Source organism: Paenibacillus sp. LjRoot153 (assembly GCF_964253085.1).
GTDB lineage: Bacteria > Bacillota > Bacilli > Paenibacillales > NBRC-103111 > Paenibacillus_E.
In genome coordinates, this window is sequence record NZ_CAXUQH020000001.1 from 2,963,136 (window position 1) to 2,984,147 (window position 21,012).

Annotated in this window: 13 protein-coding genes; 10 read left to right on the forward strand and 3 right to left on the reverse strand. The window is 46.4% G+C overall.

The window, feature by feature from the left end; translation table 11 throughout:
- Positions 1–48 precede the first annotated feature (48 nt).
- The 5 genes from ACSQ8P_RS12495 to ACSQ8P_RS12515 all read left to right on the forward strand — a co-directional run bounded on the left by ACSQ8P_RS12495 (position 49) and on the right by ACSQ8P_RS12515 (position 8,414).
- Positions 49–2,364: a helix-turn-helix domain-containing protein gene (locus ACSQ8P_RS12495; RefSeq protein ID WP_436235476.1), complete on the forward strand. Its 2,316-nt coding sequence runs from the start codon at positions 49–51 to the stop codon at positions 2,362–2,364.
- 212 nt (positions 2,365–2,576) lie between these two features.
- Positions 2,577–4,211 (forward strand): extracellular solute-binding protein, encoded by a 1,635-nt coding sequence (locus ACSQ8P_RS12500; protein WP_436235477.1) that lies wholly within the window; start codon positions 2,577–2,579, stop codon positions 4,209–4,211.
- Between the two features lie 86 nt (positions 4,212–4,297).
- Positions 4,298–5,263 (forward strand): ABC transporter permease, encoded by a 966-nt coding sequence (locus ACSQ8P_RS12505; protein WP_436235478.1) that lies wholly within the window; start codon positions 4,298–4,300, stop codon positions 5,261–5,263.
- A gap of 16 nt (positions 5,264–5,279) precedes the next feature.
- Positions 5,280–6,158: a carbohydrate ABC transporter permease gene (locus tag ACSQ8P_RS12510; protein ID WP_436235479.1), complete on the forward strand. Its 879-nt coding sequence runs from the start codon at positions 5,280–5,282 to the stop codon at positions 6,156–6,158.
- 15 nt (positions 6,159–6,173) lie between these two features.
- Positions 6,174–8,414 (forward strand): glycosyl hydrolase family 95 catalytic domain-containing protein, encoded by a 2,241-nt coding sequence (locus ACSQ8P_RS12515; protein WP_436235480.1) that lies wholly within the window; start codon positions 6,174–6,176, stop codon positions 8,412–8,414.
- A 113-nt stretch (positions 8,415–8,527) separates the two neighbouring features.
- Here ACSQ8P_RS12515 and ACSQ8P_RS12520 read toward each other — a convergent pair whose 3' ends face one another.
- Positions 8,528–8,725: a cold-inducible protein YdjO-related protein gene (locus tag ACSQ8P_RS12520; protein ID WP_436235481.1), complete on the reverse strand. Its 198-nt coding sequence runs from the start codon at positions 8,723–8,725 to the stop codon at positions 8,528–8,530.
- 319 nt (positions 8,726–9,044) lie between these two features.
- On the opposite strand from ACSQ8P_RS12520, the gene ACSQ8P_RS12525 reads away from it, so the two are divergent.
- From ACSQ8P_RS12525 to ACSQ8P_RS12535, 3 genes are all read left to right on the forward strand, one after another.
- Positions 9,045–10,073 (forward strand): LacI family DNA-binding transcriptional regulator, encoded by a 1,029-nt coding sequence (locus ACSQ8P_RS12525; protein WP_436235482.1) that lies wholly within the window; start codon positions 9,045–9,047, stop codon positions 10,071–10,073.
- A 77-nt stretch (positions 10,074–10,150) separates the two neighbouring features.
- Positions 10,151–11,242, forward strand: coding sequence for a Gfo/Idh/MocA family protein (locus ACSQ8P_RS12530; protein WP_436235483.1), 1,092 nt, complete (start codon positions 10,151–10,153; stop codon positions 11,240–11,242).
- A 42-nt stretch (positions 11,243–11,284) separates the two neighbouring features.
- Positions 11,285–12,460 carry a Gfo/Idh/MocA family protein gene (locus tag ACSQ8P_RS12535; protein ID WP_436235484.1) on the forward strand — a complete coding sequence of 392 codons (1,176 nt, stop codon included), beginning with the start codon at positions 11,285–11,287 and terminating at the stop codon, positions 12,458–12,460.
- Positions 12,461–12,699: 239 nt separating this feature from the next.
- On the opposite strand, the gene ACSQ8P_RS12540 is transcribed toward ACSQ8P_RS12535, so the two are convergent.
- Positions 12,700–13,593, reverse strand: coding sequence for a helix-turn-helix domain-containing protein (locus tag ACSQ8P_RS12540; RefSeq protein ID WP_436235485.1), 894 nt, complete (start codon positions 13,591–13,593; stop codon positions 12,700–12,702).
- A gap of 142 nt (positions 13,594–13,735) precedes the next feature.
- Between ACSQ8P_RS12540 and ACSQ8P_RS12545 the strand changes: the two genes are divergently transcribed.
- Entirely contained in the window at positions 13,736–16,933 is a 3,198-nt protein-coding gene (locus ACSQ8P_RS12545) for a glycosyl hydrolase (protein WP_436235486.1), read from the forward strand.
- Between the two features lie 27 nt (positions 16,934–16,960).
- On the opposite strand, the gene ACSQ8P_RS12550 is transcribed toward ACSQ8P_RS12545, so the two are convergent.
- Positions 16,961–17,833, reverse strand: a complete 873-nt coding sequence (locus tag ACSQ8P_RS12550) for a helix-turn-helix domain-containing protein (protein WP_436235487.1) — start codon at positions 17,831–17,833, stop codon at positions 16,961–16,963.
- A gap of 132 nt (positions 17,834–17,965) precedes the next feature.
- Between ACSQ8P_RS12550 and ACSQ8P_RS12555 the strand changes: the two genes are divergently transcribed.
- Complete coding sequence (locus ACSQ8P_RS12555) at positions 17,966–20,878, forward strand: family 78 glycoside hydrolase catalytic domain (RefSeq protein WP_436235488.1); 2,913 nt, start codon at positions 17,966–17,968, stop codon at positions 20,876–20,878.
- Positions 20,879–21,012: the final 134 nt, after the last annotated feature.

Sequence of the window (21,012 nt, forward strand, 5' to 3'; positions counted from 1 at the left end):
CTATAATATATGAAAACAGTTACAAATGGGGATAAGGGGTTAGTGCTAATGAAGTTTAATCGGATCCGGTTTAATAAACGCAGCGTAATGTTTACTTGGTTTACTTCTTATATTTCCGTGCTGCTCGTCCCAATCATCATAAGCGGAATTCTATACGCGGCTTCATGGCATGTGGTCGAATCGGAAGTAAATCGTGCCAACACGAACGCATTGAAGCAGATGGAATTGGCGATAGATAACAGTTTGGGAGGTATTGAGCGATTAAGTCTGGAAATTTCCCTCAATAAGCAGGTAAATGCGTTTATCAATACCTCACTGCCGCTTTCGGATAACGATTATTACGATTTAGTAACCATTTCGAATGATTTGCGGGTGTACCAGACAGCGAATGAGTTCATTGAACAAATTTATCTGTATTACAAAAATAGCGATACGGTCATATCGACTCGTAATCGGACGGACGGCCGACAATTGTTTCAGATGTTAGACGGACAAACCCTGAGAGGTTATGATGCTTGGAAGTCGTTTCTAGACGATCGCTATGTCCAGGCCTATATGCCAGTGACGATGAAAGAGAATGACAATTCGTACAAAGCTGTTTTATTTGCCAAATCGGTTTCATTGGCGAATCGCGATCAGCCAGGAGCAGTGCTTCTGTTCGTGATGAAAGATACGAAACTGCTTGCCAATCTTCCGCCATCTGAAGCGACATCTGTTGCGCTGCTGGATAAAGAAAACCGACTTGTTGCTTCTAGTGGTCTTGAGCAAAGGCCGCAATTTCTTACCTATGACAAATTTACTGGTGAAAATGGACTCTTCTACGGGGATGTAGCCGGGGAGCAGGTCGCTGTATCCTATACCACCTCAGCTAGGACAGGTTGGAAATACATGTCGATGATTCCTGCTGAGCGCTTTGACGACAAGATGAGATACATGAAAAGGCTCGTGTATGCTAGCATTTTACTCAGCCTTCTGCTAGGCGGAGTGGTCACTTTCTTGTTCCTTCGCAAAAATTACAATCCGATTAATCTCCTTATCCGCAGCTTCTCAATGAAAGCAGGGATTTCATTTGCCGAGGGAACGAATGAGTATGGCTTCCTGCAAGATGCGCTGAATAATACATTCGCAGAGAAAGAGCAGGTTGATCGCCGTTTGCATCAGCACCGCGATGCCATTCGCTCTCATTTTCTACAGGGGCTACTAAAGGGAAATCTCGAGCAGGACATTCCTGTACATGAATCGCTCTCAGCGCACGATATTCGGCTGTCCTCACCTCATTTTGCTGTACTCTTGTTCCACATCGATCATTTTGGCAAATTTCAAGATGATGTCACGGTAGATCCACAGAAAGTGAAGTTGATGCAGTTCATCCTGATGAATGTGGTGGAAGAAGTGATCGGCAGCCAGCATCGAGGTTTCGTAACTGAAATTGATGACATGCAGGCATGTATTTTTAATTTTGACACGGGGCAGGACCCAGAGGAGCTGCGGCAGGTTGCCGAGCAGGTGAAATTGTTCTTGCTTGACCATTTCCATGTCCATTTGACGGTGTCCATCAGCGGGATTCATACCGAGCTGTTAGGAATTGCCGGGGCTTATCAAGAAGCGCTGTCGGCGATGGCTTATAGACTTGTTGTCGGAGGGGGAGCAATCATTAGATACGATGAATTACCGAGTTCCGAAGCTGCCCACCAGGCCGGAAATTATTATTACCCGTTGCATGTGGAGCAGCAATTGATTAATTTTGTCAAAACAGGCGATTATGAGAAGTCGAGCTCCATCATTGAGCAAATTATAGAAACAAATGCATCTAATGCGGTGTTGTCCGTCCCACTCGGCAAGTGTCTCATGTTTGATTTGGCTAGCACGATGTTGAAAACGATGAATGAAATTGGCTCGCAAGGTAATAAAGCATCCTTTATTGAACAGTTTCATCCAGTGGAACGACTTTTCGGATGCGAAACGATGAAAGAAATGAAAGGGGAAATCCTCTCGATTCTTGGACAGGTCTGCCAGTCTATCCAAGCTGAGCGTAAACAGGAGTACAGTCCGCTTGGCGAGCTTGTAATTTCATTTGTGAAAGCCAATTACGCGGAAGATAATTTGAACATTTCGATGATTGGAGAGAAGTTCGGAATTACACCTTCCTATTTATCCAAACAATTTAAGGCACAAACCGGCGATGCACTGCTTGACTTTATAAGTCGAACACGGTTGGAAGAGGCCAAGAAGCTGCTAAGCGAACAATCGCTCTCCATTATGGAGATTGCGCGCAAGGTTGGGTATGCAGATATCAATACGTTTAATCGGACCTTTAAGAAGTTTGAAGGCATTACACCAGGGAAATACAAAGAACTAAAGTGATACGTTATCGTTAAACGTGGAGTCGTACAAGCTTGCTTGCGCGACTTTTCATTATTTGCACAGTGATTTTGGATTCTGATGATTGCATTCTACGGATTTTAAATAGTGATTTGCAGTTTTGACGATATTCAAAAGGGTGCTTTACGAGCCATACTGAAGGTACAGTGCTGCAACGAAATCAATCGCACTAGACAATATGAGGGGGATTCCACATGAGCAGTCGATCAAAAAGAAAATCCATTAGCCTGGCACTTAGCGTTGTGGTCGCTTCCAGTATGTTCGCCGCATGTTCCAAAGAGGCAACGAAGTCTCCAAGTGAAACGGGAGCTACTACAACGACAGCACCAACTGCCGCAGCAGGCAAATATCCAATTGCTACGCAAGAAACACTAACATCTTGGGAGCAAATTAACCCGAACTTGACAACGTTATTTCCTAACCTTGGCGATTCCCCGTTTGGCAAGCGATTGGAGAGCGAAACCGGCGTTAAGGTCAAGTATACGCATCCTGCTGATGGTCAATCGAAGGAACAATTCAACTTGCTAATCGCTTCGAACAATCTACCGGATGTGATTGAATACAATTGGGGCGGCGGCGGAACGGCGGCGTATCCAGGTGGACCGGAGAAGGCGATAGCCGACAAGGTCATCTTACCTCTTAACGACTTGATCGATAAGAATGCGCCTAATTTGAAGAAGCTGTTGCAACAGGATAAAGAGCTGGACAAAATGATTAAAACGGATAACGGCACCTACTACGCTTTTCCAATGATTCGTCCGGACAATGGCCTGGTTTTCCGCGGACCGATGCTTCGCAAAGACTGGCTGGATGAGATGAACCTCAAAGTGCCTACAACAATTGATGAATGGTACACCGTATTGAAAGCGTTTAAGGAGAAAAAAGGAGCTTCCGCAGCTTTGACCGCTCAATACAGCAATGAATTGAATATCCAGGATGCCTTCATTGGCGCTTATAAAACAGCCAACCGTTTCTACGTTGATGATCAAGGCAAGGTGAAATACGGGCCGATCGACCCTCAATTCAAAGATGCTTTGACTCTGCTGAACAAATGGTATGCGGAAGGTTTGCTGGATAAGGATTTCGCGTTGAATACGGATTCCAAATCGCAGGATACGAAATTACTGAGCAACGCTTCCGGAGCGACAGTTGGCTTACTCAGCGCTGTGGGTAAATGGATGGATACGGGCAAGAAGACGAACCCGAACTACCAGCTAGTAGCTGCTCCATACCCGACGTTGAACAAAGGCGAACGTGCTTTCATCGGTCAACGTGACTTTAAATACAATCCAGCTGTAAGTAAAGCTGTTGCAGGGGATTCCAAACATGCGGAGCTGGCTGTCAAGTGGATGGATTATGCGTTTGGCGAGAAGGGCGCATTACTCTTCAACTTCGGTATTGAAGGCGAAAGTTATACGATGAACAATGGCGTGCCTACGTTTACTGATAAAATCACCAAAGATCCGAAATTCAGCCTGCAGCAAATGGTATCCCAGTATACGAAGCCGAACGGTCCGTTCTTGGGTGACAGCCGGAAGAGCTTCAATACGTACAAAGAGCAAGATGACGCTGTCAATATTTGGGAGCAAACGGACGCTGCTAAGCATGTGATGCCTCCTTTCTTGACGCCGACAACAGAAGAAAGCAAAGAGCTGGCAAAATTGAGTACAGCGATTACGAGCTATAAAGAAGAAATGTTCGTGAAATTTGTCATGGGCAAAGAGCCGATCAGCAAATTCGATGACTATGTCAAACGGATTAATGAAATGGGAATCGACAAGGTGACCCAAATTTATCAACAAGCGCTGGATCGATACAATAAGCGATAATTAGTTTACGGCAATTCTTGCGGGAGGAAGAAAGGACTATTCTAACCTTCCGCAAGAATAGGGCCGTGGCAGGAGAAGGTGATGCGATGAACACCATGATTTCCAAAACGAAGCCGATTACAGCCAATGAAGACAAACGAAAAGTATTTCGTTTCGGGCTACTGCTGGATATATGTAAAAACAAACTGCTTTATGTGATGTTGCTTCCGGTTCTGCTGTATTATGTCGTCTTTCATTATGCGCCGATGTATGGCGCCCTGATTGCTTTCAAGGATTACTCTCCAAGAATAGGTATTTGGGGGAGTGATTGGGTCGGATTTGAGCATTTTGTTAATTTCTTTAATGGAGCCTATTTCTGGCGAACGATTAAGAATACGGTTCTGATCAGCTTCTACCAGTTGTTATTCGGGTTTCCGGCGCCTATTATTTTGGCCCTTCTGCTGAATGAATTAAGGCATGCTTTCTTTAAAAGAATTGTGCAAACCGTGACTTATATGCCGCATTTTATTTCCTTAATTGTCATTTGCGGGATTTTAAAAGATTTTACGACTAGCGACGGTGTCATCAACGATATCATTGCCTTCTTCGGTGGAGAACGGTCAACTTTCTTACTTGAGCCTAGTCTGTTCCGTACAGTCTATGTTTCTTCCGGCATCTGGCAAAATATTGGTTGGGGCACGATTATTTTTTTGGCGGCTTTAACCGGAATCGATCAAGAGCAGTACGAGGCAGCCAGAATCGATGGCGCTGGTCGATGGAAACAAATGACACACGTCACGCTGCCAGGGATTATGCCAATCATCATTATTTTGCTTATTCTCGATATTGGCAAGATGATGAATGTCGGGTTTGAGAAAATTATTTTGCTATACAATCCGGGCACTTATGAGACGGCTGACGTCATTTCTTCCTATGTGTACCGCGTTGGTCTGCAGGACTTCAATTATAGTTACAGTTCAGCGGTGGGCTTGTTTAACTCGGTCATCAACTTTGCCTTGCTCATTTCCTCCAACTGGTTGAGCCGCAAATTCAACGATACAAGCTTGTGGTAAAGGAGTGTGCATGAGGATGATAAACAAGAGGAGCTTTTCAGAAATATGTTTTGATACGATCAATATTTTGCTGCTGATTTTAATGATGCTGCTTACCGTATATCCACTTATTTATGTGCTATTTGCTTCTGTTAGTGACGCAGGAAGCCTGATGGGCTACAAGGGCATGTTATGGCGTCCTCTCGGTTTCTCGCTTGATGCTTATACGAATGTATTCCGCAATCCCATGATTGTGAAAGGCTACGGCAATACACTGTTTGTCGTATTAATGGGCCTAGTGCTGAACATTACGCTCACTGCGTTCGGGGCTTACGCCCTTTCACGCAAGAGCTTGCAGTATCGCAAGCCGCTTATGCTGTTTATTATTTTTACCATGTTCTTTAGCGGTGGGTTGATCCCCCTTTACTTGACGGTCAAAGGTGTGGGATTAATCGATTCCTTATGGTCGCTTATTATTCCGACTGCCATCAATACATTTAATCTGATTCTGATGAAGACGGCATTCGAGGCGATCCCAGATGCGTTGGAGGAATCGGCCAAAATCGATGGAGCAAACGACTTCGTTATTCTATTTCGGATTGTGCTTCCGCTCTCGATGCCCGTTATCGCTGTCATGCTGTTGTATTACGGCGTAGGTCATTGGAATTCTTGGTTTAATGCGATGATTTTCTTGCAGGAGCGTTCGCTTTATCCATTGCAACTCGTGTTGCGGGGAATTTTGCTCCAAGGGGAGGCCAGTGCCAATTCAGGCGCTTCCGACGAAGATGCTGCCATGCTTGCCGCTACCTTGAAATATGCGACGATTATCGTCGCTACGGTTCCAATTTTGTTCGTATATCCCTTTTTACAAAAATATTTCGTCAAAGGTGCACTGATCGGAGCCGTTAAAGGCTAAAGGAGGAAGTTAGCCGTGAAAGCAAGCAACAACTCGGCTGTACATGTAGATGTCGATTGGGAACGTTATATGGCAGACAACGATATGGAGTGGGTCGTCAAGCCAGTGAGCTGGGATGAAGGAGCTTTCCTCGGCAATGGCTTGCTCGGCACGATGGTTTACGGTGAAGAGCATGCGAGTAAGCGGCATGTGCTTCGCATGGTAATCGGGCGCACGGATGTGACGGCAATCCGAATGGACAAACCAGGATTCCCGCCACGCGTTCCGCTTGGTGAACTGGATCTGGAATTGGAAGGGAAGATTTATCATCCCACGCAGATGCGGATTAGTTTGTGGAACGCTGAACTGCAGGCGACGCTGACGACAACAAGCGGCGAGGTCAAGCTTCGCTCACTCGTTCACAGTCTCGATCCGGTGATCGCCGTTGAGATCGAGACTACAGCAGGGGAAAGTGGCGCTCGCTGTGTATGGTACCCCTTTCCGGACGTCGATCCTGTTCTGAAGAACGCAGACGGCGTGAATTTAAATCAATATGTGCCGCAAACGGAAGTAGCGTATATGGAAGATGAAGATGGCATACGCGTGTGTACACAGCGGTATTCGGGCGAAGATGGCTGCGTAACCGCTTGGAAGGAAGTGCAAGTTTCGCCGAATCGCCGAATCTGCTGGTTGTCCATTGCCAGGGGACATTGTGAAACGGCAAAGGCTGAGGCTGTGGAGGCGGTGGCGCAGGCTTCGACAACGAATTTTGAAGCGTGGGTGCAAGCTCACCGGGCATGGTGGCACCGCTATTATCAGCAAAGCTTCATTTCGCTGCCGGATGGCCGTTTGGAAAGCTTTTACTGGATACAGATGTATAAGCTGGCTGCCGCTACGAGAGTAGACAAACCCTTGATTGATAATCAGGGTCCTTGGCTTACATCGACGCCATGGCCAGGTGTCTGGTTCAATATGAATGTACAGATGAGTTATTCACCGGTTTATACGGCCAATCGTTTGGAGATGGGAGAATCACTTATTCGTTCGTTGTATGCGAATCAGAACCAGCTGATTCGCAATGTGCCTGAACCCTTCCAGCACGATTCGGCTGGTTTAGGACGAAGCTGCAGCTTCGACTTGCAGACGAATGTAGAGGATGAGATTGGCAATTTAACGTGGATTTGTCATAACGTGTGGCGGCACTACCGATATACCATGGATGATGGCATGTTGGAGGAAGTGTTATTTCCGATTCTCAAGCGGAGTGTGAATTATTATATCCATCTGCTGGAGGAGGGAGAGGACGGTTGCTTGCATCTGCCTCCGACGATATCTCCCGAATATGGCTCGTTCATGCGGACGACGGTGCCGGACTGCCATTATGATCTTTCCTTGCTGCGCTGGGGCTGTGAGACCTTGCTTGCGATATGCAAGAGGTTGAGCATTAGCGATCCGCTCAATCCGAAATGGGAAAACATTCTGGCGCGTTTGGTTCCGCTGCCTGTCGATGAGACTGGCTTTATGGTTGGTCACGAAATGCCGCTTGCCTACGGGCATCGTCACTTTAGTCACTTGCTGGCGATTTTTCCGCTGCATCTGATCAGCGGAGAAGCGGAGGAAGAGCGGGCTTTAATCGCAACTTCTCTGCGTCATTGGTTAGCGAAAGAAGGCGACCTGCGCGGCTTCAGTATGACCGGAGCGGCCTCGATTGCCGCAGTACTTGGATGGGGAGATGAGGCGATGCGGCTTCTGCAATCGCTGCTGCTCATCATCAAGCCGAATACGATGTATAAGGAAGCGGGACCGGTGATCGAAACGCCGCTGGCCGGTGCGGAATCGATCCAGGATATGCTGCTTCAGAGCTGGGGCGGTAAGCTGCGGGTATTTCCAGCTGTGCCGGAAGCGTGGACAGAGCTGGCCTTCCATGACTTGCGAGGGGAAGGCGCCTTCTTGGTCAGCGCTGTCCGCAAGGATGGTGCCACACAGTGGATCAGGGTGAAGAGCTTGGCAGGAGAACCTTGTCTAATCAAGACGGGTTGGCAAGGAAGAATTCGTTGGGACATCATTGGCGTGGACGGCGCGGTCCGAGCGGCTGGAGAAACCGTGATTAAGGATGAACTAACACTGGCATTGGAGAAAGGTGAAGAGGCTGTACTCTATCCGGGTGGAGAGGTTCCTGATTTCACTGTACGTCCGGTCGGAGGAGAGGACAAGGTTGTACGGTACTTTGGCGGACACAAACCTTGGCGGTTGTACGGGTTTCATGCAGACGAATAATAGGGAACACCTGTGAATGTCGAGAGCCAGATTCCTAATTTATTGATCACAAATAAGTATTGAACAAGCGAAATCCGAACCTATGGTTAAGGTCATAAGTTCGGATTTCTTTTTTACTTTTTTTTACGCGAGTTTTTTTTCACCAACTTCGGCAAATGCCTGATGCTTTTCAACATGCTGCTTTTGCACAATGGGCATTCTGGTGATGAAGAAGTGGCGAGTTCCTCACGTATCCATGCTTTGCAGTCGTTATCTTTGCATCTCCATATGGGTACTGGGGATAACTCCGGTTTTGTTAGATCTGATTCCAATCTTTCACACCTCCTGCATGCCTTAACCTACCCGATTGGAAGAATTTTCATTCAATGCATACAGCTGAGAATCATGCAAAAATGCGAAAGTACAACCTTTCCCATCGAACTCGCCTCTTGACTTTAGCATCTTTGACCATTCGGACATTCGATTCTGTCTCATTGCCGCCACTGTAGCGTGTGTTTCACCCTTGCAGCGCGTAGGGGCATACAATTCTGTGGTAGCCACTTTCCAAATTCTGATAAACTCATCATTGACTTCAAACGGAGAATGTGCGACCATAATCTAAACGTTTAGAATTTGTTGAGGTGTAAGTGAATGAAAGCTACCATCAAGGATGTAGCCAGAGAGGCGAAGGTATCTACCGCCACGGTTTCTTTCGTTGTCAATGGGATCGATAAGGTGAAGAAGAATACAAAAGAACGCGTTCTGCTAGCCATTCAGAAATTGAATTATGTCCCAGACCAAGCTGCGCGAACGATGATCAACAAGAAGACAAGGACGGTTGGCTTGATCATACCGCTGCTTACGAATGAGTACTGGGCGCAGCTTGCAGAACAAATTCAAGAAGAACTTATTCTGCGGGGTTATACCCTGATGATTTGCACGGCAGGGATGAAGTCGGCTGAACTTACGATCAACTCGCTGCTTGAAAGAAACGTGGATGGAGTTATTCTAGGCGGGAAAATTGTGAGTGATCATGATGATCGTTATATTCGGATGTTTATGGAGCGTGGGATTGCACTCGTTTCGATTGCACCGATTCATAAGGATGTCACTTCCGTGTGGGGAGATAATTTGACCAGTTCTAGAGAAGTGGTTGAACATCTCATTCAAGAAGGCCACACGAAAATTGCCTACATCGGTTCTATATCAACGGGAATTGGACGCGAGTTGGGCTATCGGAATGCGTTAGCCATCGCAGGAATACCTGTCGATGAAGCGCTTGTGAGAAGCGGGAAAACCGAGGAGATACACAATTTCAGTCAGTATGGCTATCATTCACTGAAGCAGCTCGTTGCGGATAAGTGTGAATTCACGGCTTTATTTGGTGCGAATGATCTGATTGCCATTGGTGCGATCAAAGCGCTGCAGGAGTCGGGACTTCAAGTTCCTCATGACGTTGCTGTCGCAGGGTTTGATGATATTTCTATGGCTGCACTCTATAGTCCAGCTATAACGACAGTTAAGCAACCGATTAGTGAAATGGCAGGCTCAGCTGTTGCAGCACTCATCGACCAAATTGAACAATCCAACGTGCAATCCATCGCTAAAAAAATTACATTCCCGATGGCTGTGGTCGTTCGCGAAAGCAGCATCTCCCCAAAAGGCGGATACAAGAACTAACTGTATCGCTTTCATCTCGAAATCTAAACGTTTAGATTTACATTAATATTCCAATATCCCTAAGGAGAGCGATACGTATGGCAGTTAAAACGTTAAACGTTGGCATTATCGGTCTAGGAGAAGTCGCGCAAGTGATTCATTTACCCGTACTAGAAACGCTTCCTGAGCAGTTCCGCATCGCAGCCTTATGCGACATTTCCCCAAAGCTAGTTGCTCATTTAGGTGAAAAATATAACGTAGAAAACCTGTACACGGACGCTGCCGAGCTGGTCAAGCAACCGGATCTGGATCTTGTTTTCGTGTTGAATAGTGATGAATACCATGCAGAATGTGCGATTGCAGCTGCCAATCATAAGAAGCATGTGTTGATCGAGAAGCCGATGTGTTTGACGGAGAGCGAAGCTGACGCAATTATTGAAGCCCAACACCGCAATGGTGTGAAAATCATGATTGGCTATATGCGAAGGTACGCGGCTTCTTTCGTGGAAGCGGTAAAGCAAATAGGCGGTTTCGACCATATCCAATATGCGAGAGTAAGGGATATCATTGGACCCAATCGCTTATTCGTTAAGCCAACAAGTCATGTCGTTTCCTTTGATGATATTCCTGAAGCGTTGAAAGCGGATAAGCGACATAGAAGTGAAAAATTAGTGAAAGAAGCGACGGGGGTAGACGCGGAATCGCCAAATGGTCAATTATATCGCCTACTTTGCGGTTTATCTAGCCATGATCTTTCCGCCATGCGTGAAGCACTTGGTATGCCCCGGGGGATCGTTGGGGCTAAAGTAACGAACAATGGCAGTTTATTTTTGACGGCTATCTTCGATTATGATCAGTTTGCGGTTACTTTCGAAACGGGAACTGACAATCAGGGACGATTCGATGCTCATGTAGAAGTGTATGCGACGAATAAATCAGTCCGTGTTCAATACGATACGCCCTATATTCGCCATCTCCCGACGAAGCTTCATGTGCATGAAACGGTTGGTGAAGCTTATATTGAATCTGTGATTCGCCCTACCTGGACAGATTCGTACACTTTAGAGCTGAAGTACCTGTACGAAGTTATCACGCAGGACTTAACACCAAAGACGACCCCAGAAGATTATAAGCAAGATCTTGCTATTTTTAAAATGATTTTAGATGCGTTATCGCGAAATGAAATCTAAACGTTTAGATTTAGGGGTATTATCTGCTGGAAGGAGGAACATATGCGAAAAATTACTGTAGGCATTATTGGAACAGGATTTATCGGACCTGCTCATATCGAAGCGATAAGAAGGCTGGGATTCGTAGAAGTTGTGGCTATTGCGGAATCTAATCTCGCTTCAGCCGAGAAGAAAGCTCATCGGTTAGGCATTCCAAAAGCTTACGGAGATTATCGAGAACTGCTACAGGATCCGGACATTGAGGTTGTACACAACTGCACGCCTAATTATCTTCATTTTCAAATTAATAAGGAGGCTATCTTAGCTGGCAAACATATTTTGTCAGAGAAGCCCCTGGCGATCTCAAGTGTAGAGTCTGTGGAGCTAGTGGCTCTAGCGAAATCCAAGGGTATTGTACATGGTGTCAATTTCAATTATAGACAATTCCCAATTCTACGGCAGCTTGCCTCTATGATTCAAAGGGATGATCTGGGGCATATTCATCTTATTCATGGCAGTTATCTGCAGGACTGGTTGCTTTATGAAACGGACTATAATTGGCGACTTGCTCCAGAAATTGGCGGTGCATCTAGAGCTGTTGCAGATATTGGCTCTCACTGGTGCGATACCATTCAGTATGTCACAGGTAAAAAAGTAGTTGAAGTATTTGCCGATTTGGCAACGGTCATTCCTATAAGGAAAAAACCTATTCACCAAGTAACGACATATGCTTCTCAAGGGGAAACAGCGGTTGACTATGAGGATGACACGATTGTAACGGAAGACTATGCATCTGTTTTACTTCGCTTTGATGATGGCGCCAAAGGAGTCTTTTCCGTTTCACAAGTGAGTGCAGGAAGAAAGAATAAGCTTAGCTTTGAGCTAAACGGCAGCAAAAAATCTGCATTTTGGAACCAAGAAGAAGCCGAAAAGTTGTGGATCGGCCATCGAGACCAAGCTAATGAAGTGCTATTGGCTGACCCAGCCCTCTTTTTACAAGAAGCACGTTCAACCATCCATCATTCTGGGGGGCATAACGAAGGCTGGCCAGACACGATCAAGCATATGATGTTACACTTCTATTCTTTCCTAAGGGAAGGGAAAGACCCGCTATCGGAGCAGGCTAACTTTGCGACCTTTGAGGATGGGCACTGCTCTATGTTGATTACTGAAGCCATATTGGATAGTTTTACAAAGGGGCAATGGGTGAAAGTAAAGCAGACTATTGGGATGACCTAAGAGGATGCAACGTTTCGTGCAGCCTGATGGTAACTCACAGTAAGCGGAGCAACATCCGGTTGTCTCCTAGTCGGAATATGGGGGCGGCATGCTCCTTATTCCGGTGAGGGATACAATTGGTTTTCCTAATACGTCCTACTTTTGTAAAATGTTCAAACGAAATCTCGGTAAGACCCCGTTGAAATATCAATCGGAGGTCATGAAGCTAGATTTGTGAAGCAAGTGCGACAGAAAGAGAACTACCTTTCCGTCGTCATCCGAAATTGTGAAGGCGTGAGTCCTGTACTTTCTTTGAAATTTCTTGAGAAGTAGTGGACACTCCCGTAGCCTAGTGCTTCCGCGATATCAGCATGCTTTGCGCCGGAAAGCAGCAGCTGTTTGGCTTTAAGGGTACGTACTTGTAATAAGTAGACTTTAGGCGCTTGTCCAGTCAGATCACGGAAGAGATCGGCAAAGTAAGTCGGATTGTACCCGCATAGGTGGGCTAATTCCTGAACCGTCCAGCTTTGGTGTGGACTAGCGGAAATGGCTTCCAGTGCAGGTGCAATTTTTTTGCGTTCCATTTGTGTTTGTTGGACGATTTGTGAGCGAGCAAGGGTCGTTAACAAAACGATCAGATGTGCGCGTAACAGCAAGGAGTAGCCTGGTTGTTGTTCCCTATATTCATCGACGATCGGCAGGAACAAGGGACCGAGTGAAGGGATCCGAAATATGGGGGGGAAATGGATCACATTGGCATCCCATAGATCTAGTGTGTATGTAGTTGGTTCTTGAAGCGCACACTCGGGTGAGACCTCACGAATGTCATGAGCAGGGTGAAGAGGATCCACAGAATCTGCATGCCACTGAAAATGAACGCTATAGAAAGAGGTATTCTCTATTAAGGTTGTGATCTGATGCGGACTATGAGGGCCGTACAGGCAGCTGTCACCAGCTTGTAAGACGAGCCGACGCGTACCTATTCGCAGTTCTACTTTGCCCTCTATGACAAAAAGTATTTGGTAGTCTGGTATGGTTCGTGGTCCCCAAGAAGCGAGATTTACTTGATTCAAATGCTCGGCATAATTAACCGTTGGTTGTAAGCCAACTAGATCGCCAAGTGCATGTAAATTAGGATGTTGACGTGTGCCCATCGTGGTTCATCTCCTCGTCTCTCATTATAAAACAAAAAATCTGTGAAAAGTACAAATGCTTAGCGGCAAAAGGACAAATACATCGGAAATAAGCTTTGCTAAGATAACCGTGTAAATAAGGTTGTCAAGGAGCGTGTAACGAATGCAATTAGATAAAGCAGAAGACTTGAAAACTCATTTTAATAAACCGTCAAATGACTATCGACCTGCGCCACTATGGGTATGGAACGATAAAATGGAGCCGGATCGCATACGTGTACAGCTTCGAGAAATGGCTGATCGCGGGTTTGGCGGGGCTTTCGTGCATCCGCGACCTGGACTGGTAACGGAATATTTATCTGAGGAGTGGTTTGAACTCTGGGGGATTGCCCTTGAAGAAGCCGAACTTCTAGGATTGAAGTTATATATCTACGATGAGAATTCTTATCCATCTGGGTTTGCGGGTGGACATGTTTCCTCTGAACTTCCGGATTGCTTAGCCAATTGTGTGCTGTTCAATGCATATAGTCGGGAAGAATTATCTACCCTACACCATTTAACGTCCCCGATGCTCAATCGTCCAGGTAAGCCTATGCGTGTTTTTGCCATGAGAGAACGCGGTGCAGCGGAGGAGTGGGAGATTCTCAAGGATGTGACACTGCTTCCTATCCAAGACTGGGAATTACATGGTGACAAGTTCTGGGTATTTGAGCTTGGAACACCGGAGACGAATAGTTGGCTAGGTGGTTTCGCTTACGTTGACTTGTTGCGTCCCGAGGTGACGGAGCGTTTCCTTCAGACGACGCATGAGCAATATCGGGCGCGGTTTGGAGACAGGTTCGGCAATGTGATACCTGCGTTGTTCACGGATGAACCTGAAATATCGCCAGGCAACCTATTTCAACATGGAGATCGGTTCTTGCCATTCAGCTTCTGGTTTGCTGCCGAATTTGAAAGAAGAAATCACTATGATCTGCTGGATTATTTGCCCTTCCTGTTCCGAGACGTCACGTGGCAATCGCAAGCAAGGGATGCGGAGCAGGTGAGGTACGACTATTATGCAACGATGCATGCGTTATGGACGGCCAATTCCGTTCAGCCGATATCCGAATGGTGCGAACGTAACCAAATTGCCTACACTGGACATTATTTAGAGCATAACTGGCCTCATCCCTTTAATCGGTCCTCACCTTCCGTCATGTCGATGTACGAATATATGCATTGGCCTGCGATTGATATGTTGATGACGTTTTTGCATAAAGCGAACAGCACAGAGACGAGTCCTTCATTCCTTGAAAATAATACGAAACAGCTTATGATTGGCATCCGTGAAGCACACAGTGCGGCTAATCAATTCGATCGCCAGCGAGTTCTTTGCGAGGCATTCGGAGCCGGAGGCTGGGATTCTACTTTTGAGGATTATAAACGCATTGGGGATTGGCTGTATGTGCATGGCATTAACTTCTTGAACCCGCATCTGACGTACTCGACCATTGTCGGTGCTCGTAAACGTGATCATCCGCAATCCTTCGATTGGCGCCAATCGTGGTGGGAAGAGCTAGGCGACCTCAATGATTATTTCGGGCGCTTGTCTTCGGTGCTGTCAAAAGGGAAGACCGAGAATCGCATTCTCGTACTGAATCCAACGACATCATCGTATTTGATGAATCCGAAAAATTTGAATGATCATGACACGTACCGGTTAGGCATTGAACGAACATTGGAGTTAGCCCAGCGGCTCTCGGATTGCGGATGGGATTATGATTGGGGCGACGAGTATATTCTGGAGCGTCATGGATCCGTGACTGGCAATCGAGTGACTGTAGCAAATCGGACGTATGATATCATCATCGTTCCACCTGCAATGACGAACTTGAAAGCGAGTACGGTTCGACTTTTACAGCAATATGCGGCTGGACATGGAAAGGTTATTGCACTGAATGAGCAAGTCCAAAGGCAGGATGGTTTGCCTATCCCTTCAGCGGACCTACGTTTGTTGACAGAAAGCTGGTTAAAAGTAACGGATTATTCAACTGCTGATCTGACGATTCGTAACGTACTAGAGCCTAGAATCTCTTGGAAGTCTGGCGTAACAGAACGAAGTTCCATAGCACAGTTGCTTAGAGAAATGGAAGATGGAAGTACACTGTATTTTATCGTAAATAGTTCGGCAGTCGTTATTGAGGACATCATTCAGGTGCAAGGTACGTACGGAGAGATCTGGGATCCGCTGACTGGGCAAATGGAGGAACGGGTTGGTCAGGTTGTGAAAGGCAAATTAGAAATTCCTGTATGTTTACAGGGATCGGGCAGTCTACTCTTTCGTGTCATAAAGGGATCTGAAAGTGTGGAAGAGCCTGAAAGAATATCGGAAGTTTCATTGAAAAGTTCATATGTTGATCCCTTTCATGTCCTTATGGATGTGACAGCGGAGAGAGAGAATATGCTCCCTATCTTTTATTGTGATTTGACAATAGGATCGAAGTGCTATTCCGATATATACACGGCCCAAGCTTCAAGATTGGCGTTTGAACATCACGGTTTTCCGATGAACCCATGGGATAATAGTATTCAATTCAAGAGAAGGCTTCTTGATCGTGAAGGTTCTTTTGATGAAAGATCAGGCTTTACTGTATCCTATAAATTCCATGTCTGTGAGGATGAATTGCCGAGCTTCATTGGCTTGATTGTGGAACGTCCAGAGTTATATACGATCAGCGTGAATGATGTGCCAATTTCTCTGCATGCTGGAACGTGTTGGCTCGATCACCACATGGGTCAAGGCTCCATACGTGAAGCGATCCGCCCAGGAGACAACGTCATCCGCTTGGAAGCAAAACCCTTCTCCATCTTCATGGAAATTGAAGCCGTCTATCTGACAGGGGATTTCTCTGTGGTGGAACGCGAGGGGAAATGGGCAATTGGGGCCAAGCGGAAGCTAACTGTTGGTTCATGGAAAGATCAGGGCTATCCATTCTATGGATCGGCCGTAACCTATCGGTATTCGGTACGTGTTCCTTCGAAAGTCAGACCAACAAGACTGATATTGCCAGATTGGCAGGGAACCATCGCTAGTGTGAAGGTGAATGGAACGAAAGCGGGTTTGATCGGGTTTGACCAAAATAACATACTTGATATTACGCGATACCTTGCGCAAGACCAAGAGAATGAAGTCCTGATCCGGGTAAATGGCTCGTTTAAAAACTTGCTCGGTCCTCATTTTGATCCAGATAAACCTAGGAATAAAGCTTGGCCTGGTAATTGGAAAAACTCTCCCATATTTGGACAGCCATTGGCTAATGAATTTGATCTTTTGGACTATGGCTTGTTGAAATCGTGCGAGTTTGAAATGGAGGTATAGCATTCGGAATAGGGAAAAGAGTCACATTTAAATCCTCCTGCGATACGCAGCCGGTGTTACACCTGTCTTCTCTTTAAACAAGCGGTAGAACCTTTTCGGATCCTGAATCCCAACGGCTGCGGCGATATCCGTAATAGGTAGGTCGCGATTAGATGGATCCGCCAATAGCCGGCAGCTTTGGTTGATTCGCTCATGGGCAATCAGCTCCGAAAAGGACTCACCTGTGTGTTCCGTAATTATACGTTGTAATTGCCTTGATCCAATACCCACCTCATCAGCAAGGCTGGATAGGGTAATTTTGTCAGCTAATTGGCTTCGAATCGACCGCAGAACAGCATCCATTCTGTTTTGCATGGGAGAGGATGAAGCTTCTTTGCGCTCTATGGCGCGTTCCATGACGATGAGCAGCTGGAGTAGGAGCCCGCACATCATGGTTTCGTAGCCAGTCCGCTTCTGTTGGAACTCAATTAATAGAGATGACATCACTTGTTCGAACTCCCCCGATTGTTCTCTCATTTGCAGCCATTGACCGCCATGCGTAACCAGTTCGTTGAACCTGTACATGTTGTACTGCTCTGGCAGTATAGAGGTAAGAAAATGAAAAAGCGATGCGTCGAAGATGCAATTGCCTATCCGCAGCGGCTTATTCGGGTGGGGAGAGGAGGGACGAAAAATATGGGAAATGCCAATCGGAATGAAAAATAAATCGCCTTTGCTAACGCGGATCGTCTGATCTCCGATATAGTGAAAGCCGCTTCCCTCCCACACATAGCTGATTTCATAGAAATCATGCACATGCTCTGGGAGATCGAAATGTTCGTAAACCTTATTGACGAATATAGCAAATCCATTCTCAAAAAACTCTTCGCCTTTCTCAACGAGCATATCAGGTCTGCGCATAGAAACTCCCTTACTTGGTTTAGGATAATGTCATCATATACCTAGCGGATGTCGTAATCAACCAATAACATTGCTCATCTCTTTTTTTATAATTAGAGGAAGAGGTAGGAACATAAGGAGGACGCTAACGCGATGACAATGACGAATTGGCAAGCCCAGTGGATTTGGGGAGATGGGGAAGAAAGTCCGCGGAATGAATGGAGATGTTTTCGAAAATCGTTCGAAGTTCCGCACTGCGAGGGGGGGAATCCTAGAGCTTCGCTGAGAATTACAGCGGATTCGAGATATGTACTCACAATAAATGGCACGCAGGTAGGAAGAGGGCCGGTTCGTTCTTGGCCTTTCGAGTTGGCCTACGATACGTATGAAATCGGTCATTTGCTAAAACCAGGCGAATTGAACACCGTAGCTGTTCTAGTGATGCATTTCGGTGTTTCAACCTTCTACTACCTAAGAGGCCGCGGGGGCTTACTAGCGGAATTGAACGATTCCGAGGGAAATGTTCTAGCAGCGACAGATGCAACATGGCATACGTCTAGGCATGTGGGACATCATCCACGTGCTTCGAGAGCATCCTGTCAACATGCTTTTGCCGAATATATCGATGCAAATCTCTGGGATTCGTCATGGATGCAGCAGCAATATGACCCTGCAAACTGGATGCAATCGGTCGTACTTGGACCTGTCGGCATGGAACCATGGACGGTGGTGAAACCACGCGACATCCCACTCTTGACGGAAGAAACCATTACGCCGGTTCGAGTCGAATCCCTCGCGAAGATTAAGACGTTTCAAGTTACCGCAACATTAGACGTCCGAAATGCTTGGATAGACGGAAGCGAGGTTCACGCGAATCGCATTCAATTTATCGGTTATACTGCGACATCCCTTGTGTCTAGCAAGGCTGGTAAAGTGACAATTGGATTCCTTCAAAGCGGAGAATGTTTAAAAGCACTATCGTTAAACGGGGAGTGGATTGAGGGTAATCGGATCTACGGCTCGGCGCCAGAACGATATGTGGATGTTGATCTTCAGGCAGGAGATAATCTGCTCCTGATTGATGTGTCTAGTCATATTCATACAGGCAAGCTACAGATAGGCTTATACGCAGAGGAAGATCAAGTTGTATCCTTCCAGGCGCCTGCTAACTATCGAGAAAATGCGGAATCAGCTTGGCTCAGAATCGGACCTTTCGATGTCGTCGAGTTAATCGATCACCAACGTGTTCGTGCCTTGGAGTCGGATCATCCGATCTACCTAGAGTTCCACGACAACGTGAGAACTGTGGACGATTTCGTCATGTACAAGGATTGGATTCAACCTGTAAATCCGAGGTATGTATCAGAGGTGGATGTATTTGCGCTAAGTGTGTGGAGAAAAGAAAACATTCGCTACGTAGTCCCATCGCAGCTGCAAAATGCCATCATTCCAAACGCTGAAGCAGCTAGTGTACCAGTATTCGAAGGATACGATACGGAAGTGCTGTTTGATTTAGGGAAGGAATATTCCGGTTATTTGGCCTTCGAGGTGGAAGCGAATGAGGGTGATATCTTAGATTGGTATGGCTTCGAGTATATGGCAGGTGAGTACAGACAAGATATGTTTGGACTTGACCATACGCTCCGCTATGTGTGCAAGTCTGGCCGCCAGCGCTATGAAACACCGATTCGGCGAGGTTTTCGATATGTTTCCATGACTGTACGAGGAGCTAAGCAGCCGATCAAACTCTACAACGTCACGATGATTCAGAGTAATTATCCCGTTGCAGAAGTGGGGCAATTCACGTGTTCGGACGAACTCTTGAATGATATATGGGAAATATCCCGCCACACAACGAAGGTGTGTATGGAGGATACCTTCGTAGATTGTCCCGCTTATGAGCAGGTATTCTGGGTTGGGGATAGCCGGAATGAAGCATTGGTAAGTAACTATCTATATGGCGTACAAGATATTCTCAAACGCTGCTTAAGGCTTGTCCCGGGTTCTAAGCATCAAACCCCGTTGTTCGCGGACCAAGTGCCTAGCGGGTGGAGCAGTGTAATCCCTAATTGGACGTTCTTCTGGGCGATTGCTTGTGCAGAATACTACGAGCAGACTGCAGATGAAGCATTTGCTTCTGAGATGTACGGACATATCCGATTTACACTCGAGCATTATTTGGCGAACATCAATGATCAAGGTCTCTTTGCGATCAAAGGTTGGAATTTACTCGACTGGTCGCCGATTGATCAGCCGAATGACGGCATCGTCACACATCAGAATATGTTTCTGGCGCATACGTTAAGAGTTGGCGCACGCATGGCGCTCATCTCGGGCGACCAGCAGGGAGTTGCTGTATTCGAAGATGCGGCACTGCAACTCGAAACAGCCATCAACAACCATTTGTGGAATCAGGATGCAATGGCGTATATCGATTGCATCCACGCGGATGGGAGACGCTCAGACGTGCTAAGTATGCAAACACAGGTGGTTGCCTCCTTAACTGGCGTAGCAAAAGGCGAGCGAAAACAGAAAATCGACAACTACCTTGTGACGCCTCCGTCTCATTTTGTTCAAATTGGCAGTCCGTTTATGTCGTTCTTCTATTATGAAGCACTTGCGAAATTGGGTGAAGTCGATCTCATGTTAGCGGATATTCGCCATAACTATGGGATGATGATTCGCCATGGGGCGACAACATGTTGGGAACAGTATCCGAATTTCCTTGAAAATCGTGCGAATCCGGATATGCTTACTCGGAGTCACTGTCATGCTTGGTCGTCCGCTCCCGCCTATTTCTTAGGCAGAGAAGTGCTGGGGGTGAGAAGCCTTGCACCGGGATGGTCAGAGGTTGAAGTAGCGCCAGCACCGAGTGGATTGACATGGGCGAAAGGAAGCGTTCCGCATCCCGCAGGGGGACGAATCGACGTGTCCTGGACAGTGAATGAAGCTAGTAAAACGATGGAACTTTCCGTCAGTTATCCGGCAAATGTGTCTGTTGATGTTCGTATCCCAGAAGGGTATACAGGCAATGTGAAAGAATTGAAACTGCAGCTTCTTAAGTAGGGCAAAGGTTTGCCAGCTATGTTGAAGGACATAGTGGGTAAACCTTTTGTGCTGTTCTGTCGGGTGACAAGAATATTGTCCCTATAGGATTCGTTGGCCGAACCACGCCAAGAATATTGTCCAATATATACCGC

What these genes read in the sequence shown, in the direction of transcription:
- ACSQ8P_RS12540 (WP_436235485.1), bottom strand. Translation starts at nt 13,593, where the DNA reads ATGGGCACACGTCAACATCCTAATTTACATGCACTTGGCGATCTAGTT.
- ACSQ8P_RS12500 (WP_436235477.1), top strand. Translation starts at nt 2,577, where the DNA reads ATGAGCAGTCGATCAAAAAGAAAATCCATTAGCCTGGCACTTAGCGTT.
- ACSQ8P_RS12530 (WP_436235483.1), top strand. Translation starts at nt 10,151, where the DNA reads ATGGCAGTTAAAACGTTAAACGTTGGCATTATCGGTCTAGGAGAAGTC.
- ACSQ8P_RS12550 (WP_436235487.1), bottom strand. Translation starts at nt 17,833, where the DNA reads ATGCGCAGACCTGATATGCTCGTTGAGAAAGGCGAAGAGTTTTTTGAG.
- ACSQ8P_RS12535 (WP_436235484.1), top strand. Translation starts at nt 11,285, where the DNA reads ATGCGAAAAATTACTGTAGGCATTATTGGAACAGGATTTATCGGACCT.
- ACSQ8P_RS12510 (WP_436235479.1), top strand. Translation starts at nt 5,280, where the DNA reads ATGATAAACAAGAGGAGCTTTTCAGAAATATGTTTTGATACGATCAAT.
- ACSQ8P_RS12525 (WP_436235482.1), top strand. Translation starts at nt 9,045, where the DNA reads ATGAAAGCTACCATCAAGGATGTAGCCAGAGAGGCGAAGGTATCTACC.
- ACSQ8P_RS12555 (WP_436235488.1), top strand. Translation starts at nt 17,966, where the DNA reads ATGACAATGACGAATTGGCAAGCCCAGTGGATTTGGGGAGATGGGGAA.
- ACSQ8P_RS12545 (WP_436235486.1), top strand. Translation starts at nt 13,736, where the DNA reads ATGCAATTAGATAAAGCAGAAGACTTGAAAACTCATTTTAATAAACCG.
- ACSQ8P_RS12505 (WP_436235478.1), top strand. Translation starts at nt 4,298, where the DNA reads ATGAACACCATGATTTCCAAAACGAAGCCGATTACAGCCAATGAAGAC.
- ACSQ8P_RS12495 (WP_436235476.1), top strand. Translation starts at nt 49, where the DNA reads ATGAAGTTTAATCGGATCCGGTTTAATAAACGCAGCGTAATGTTTACT.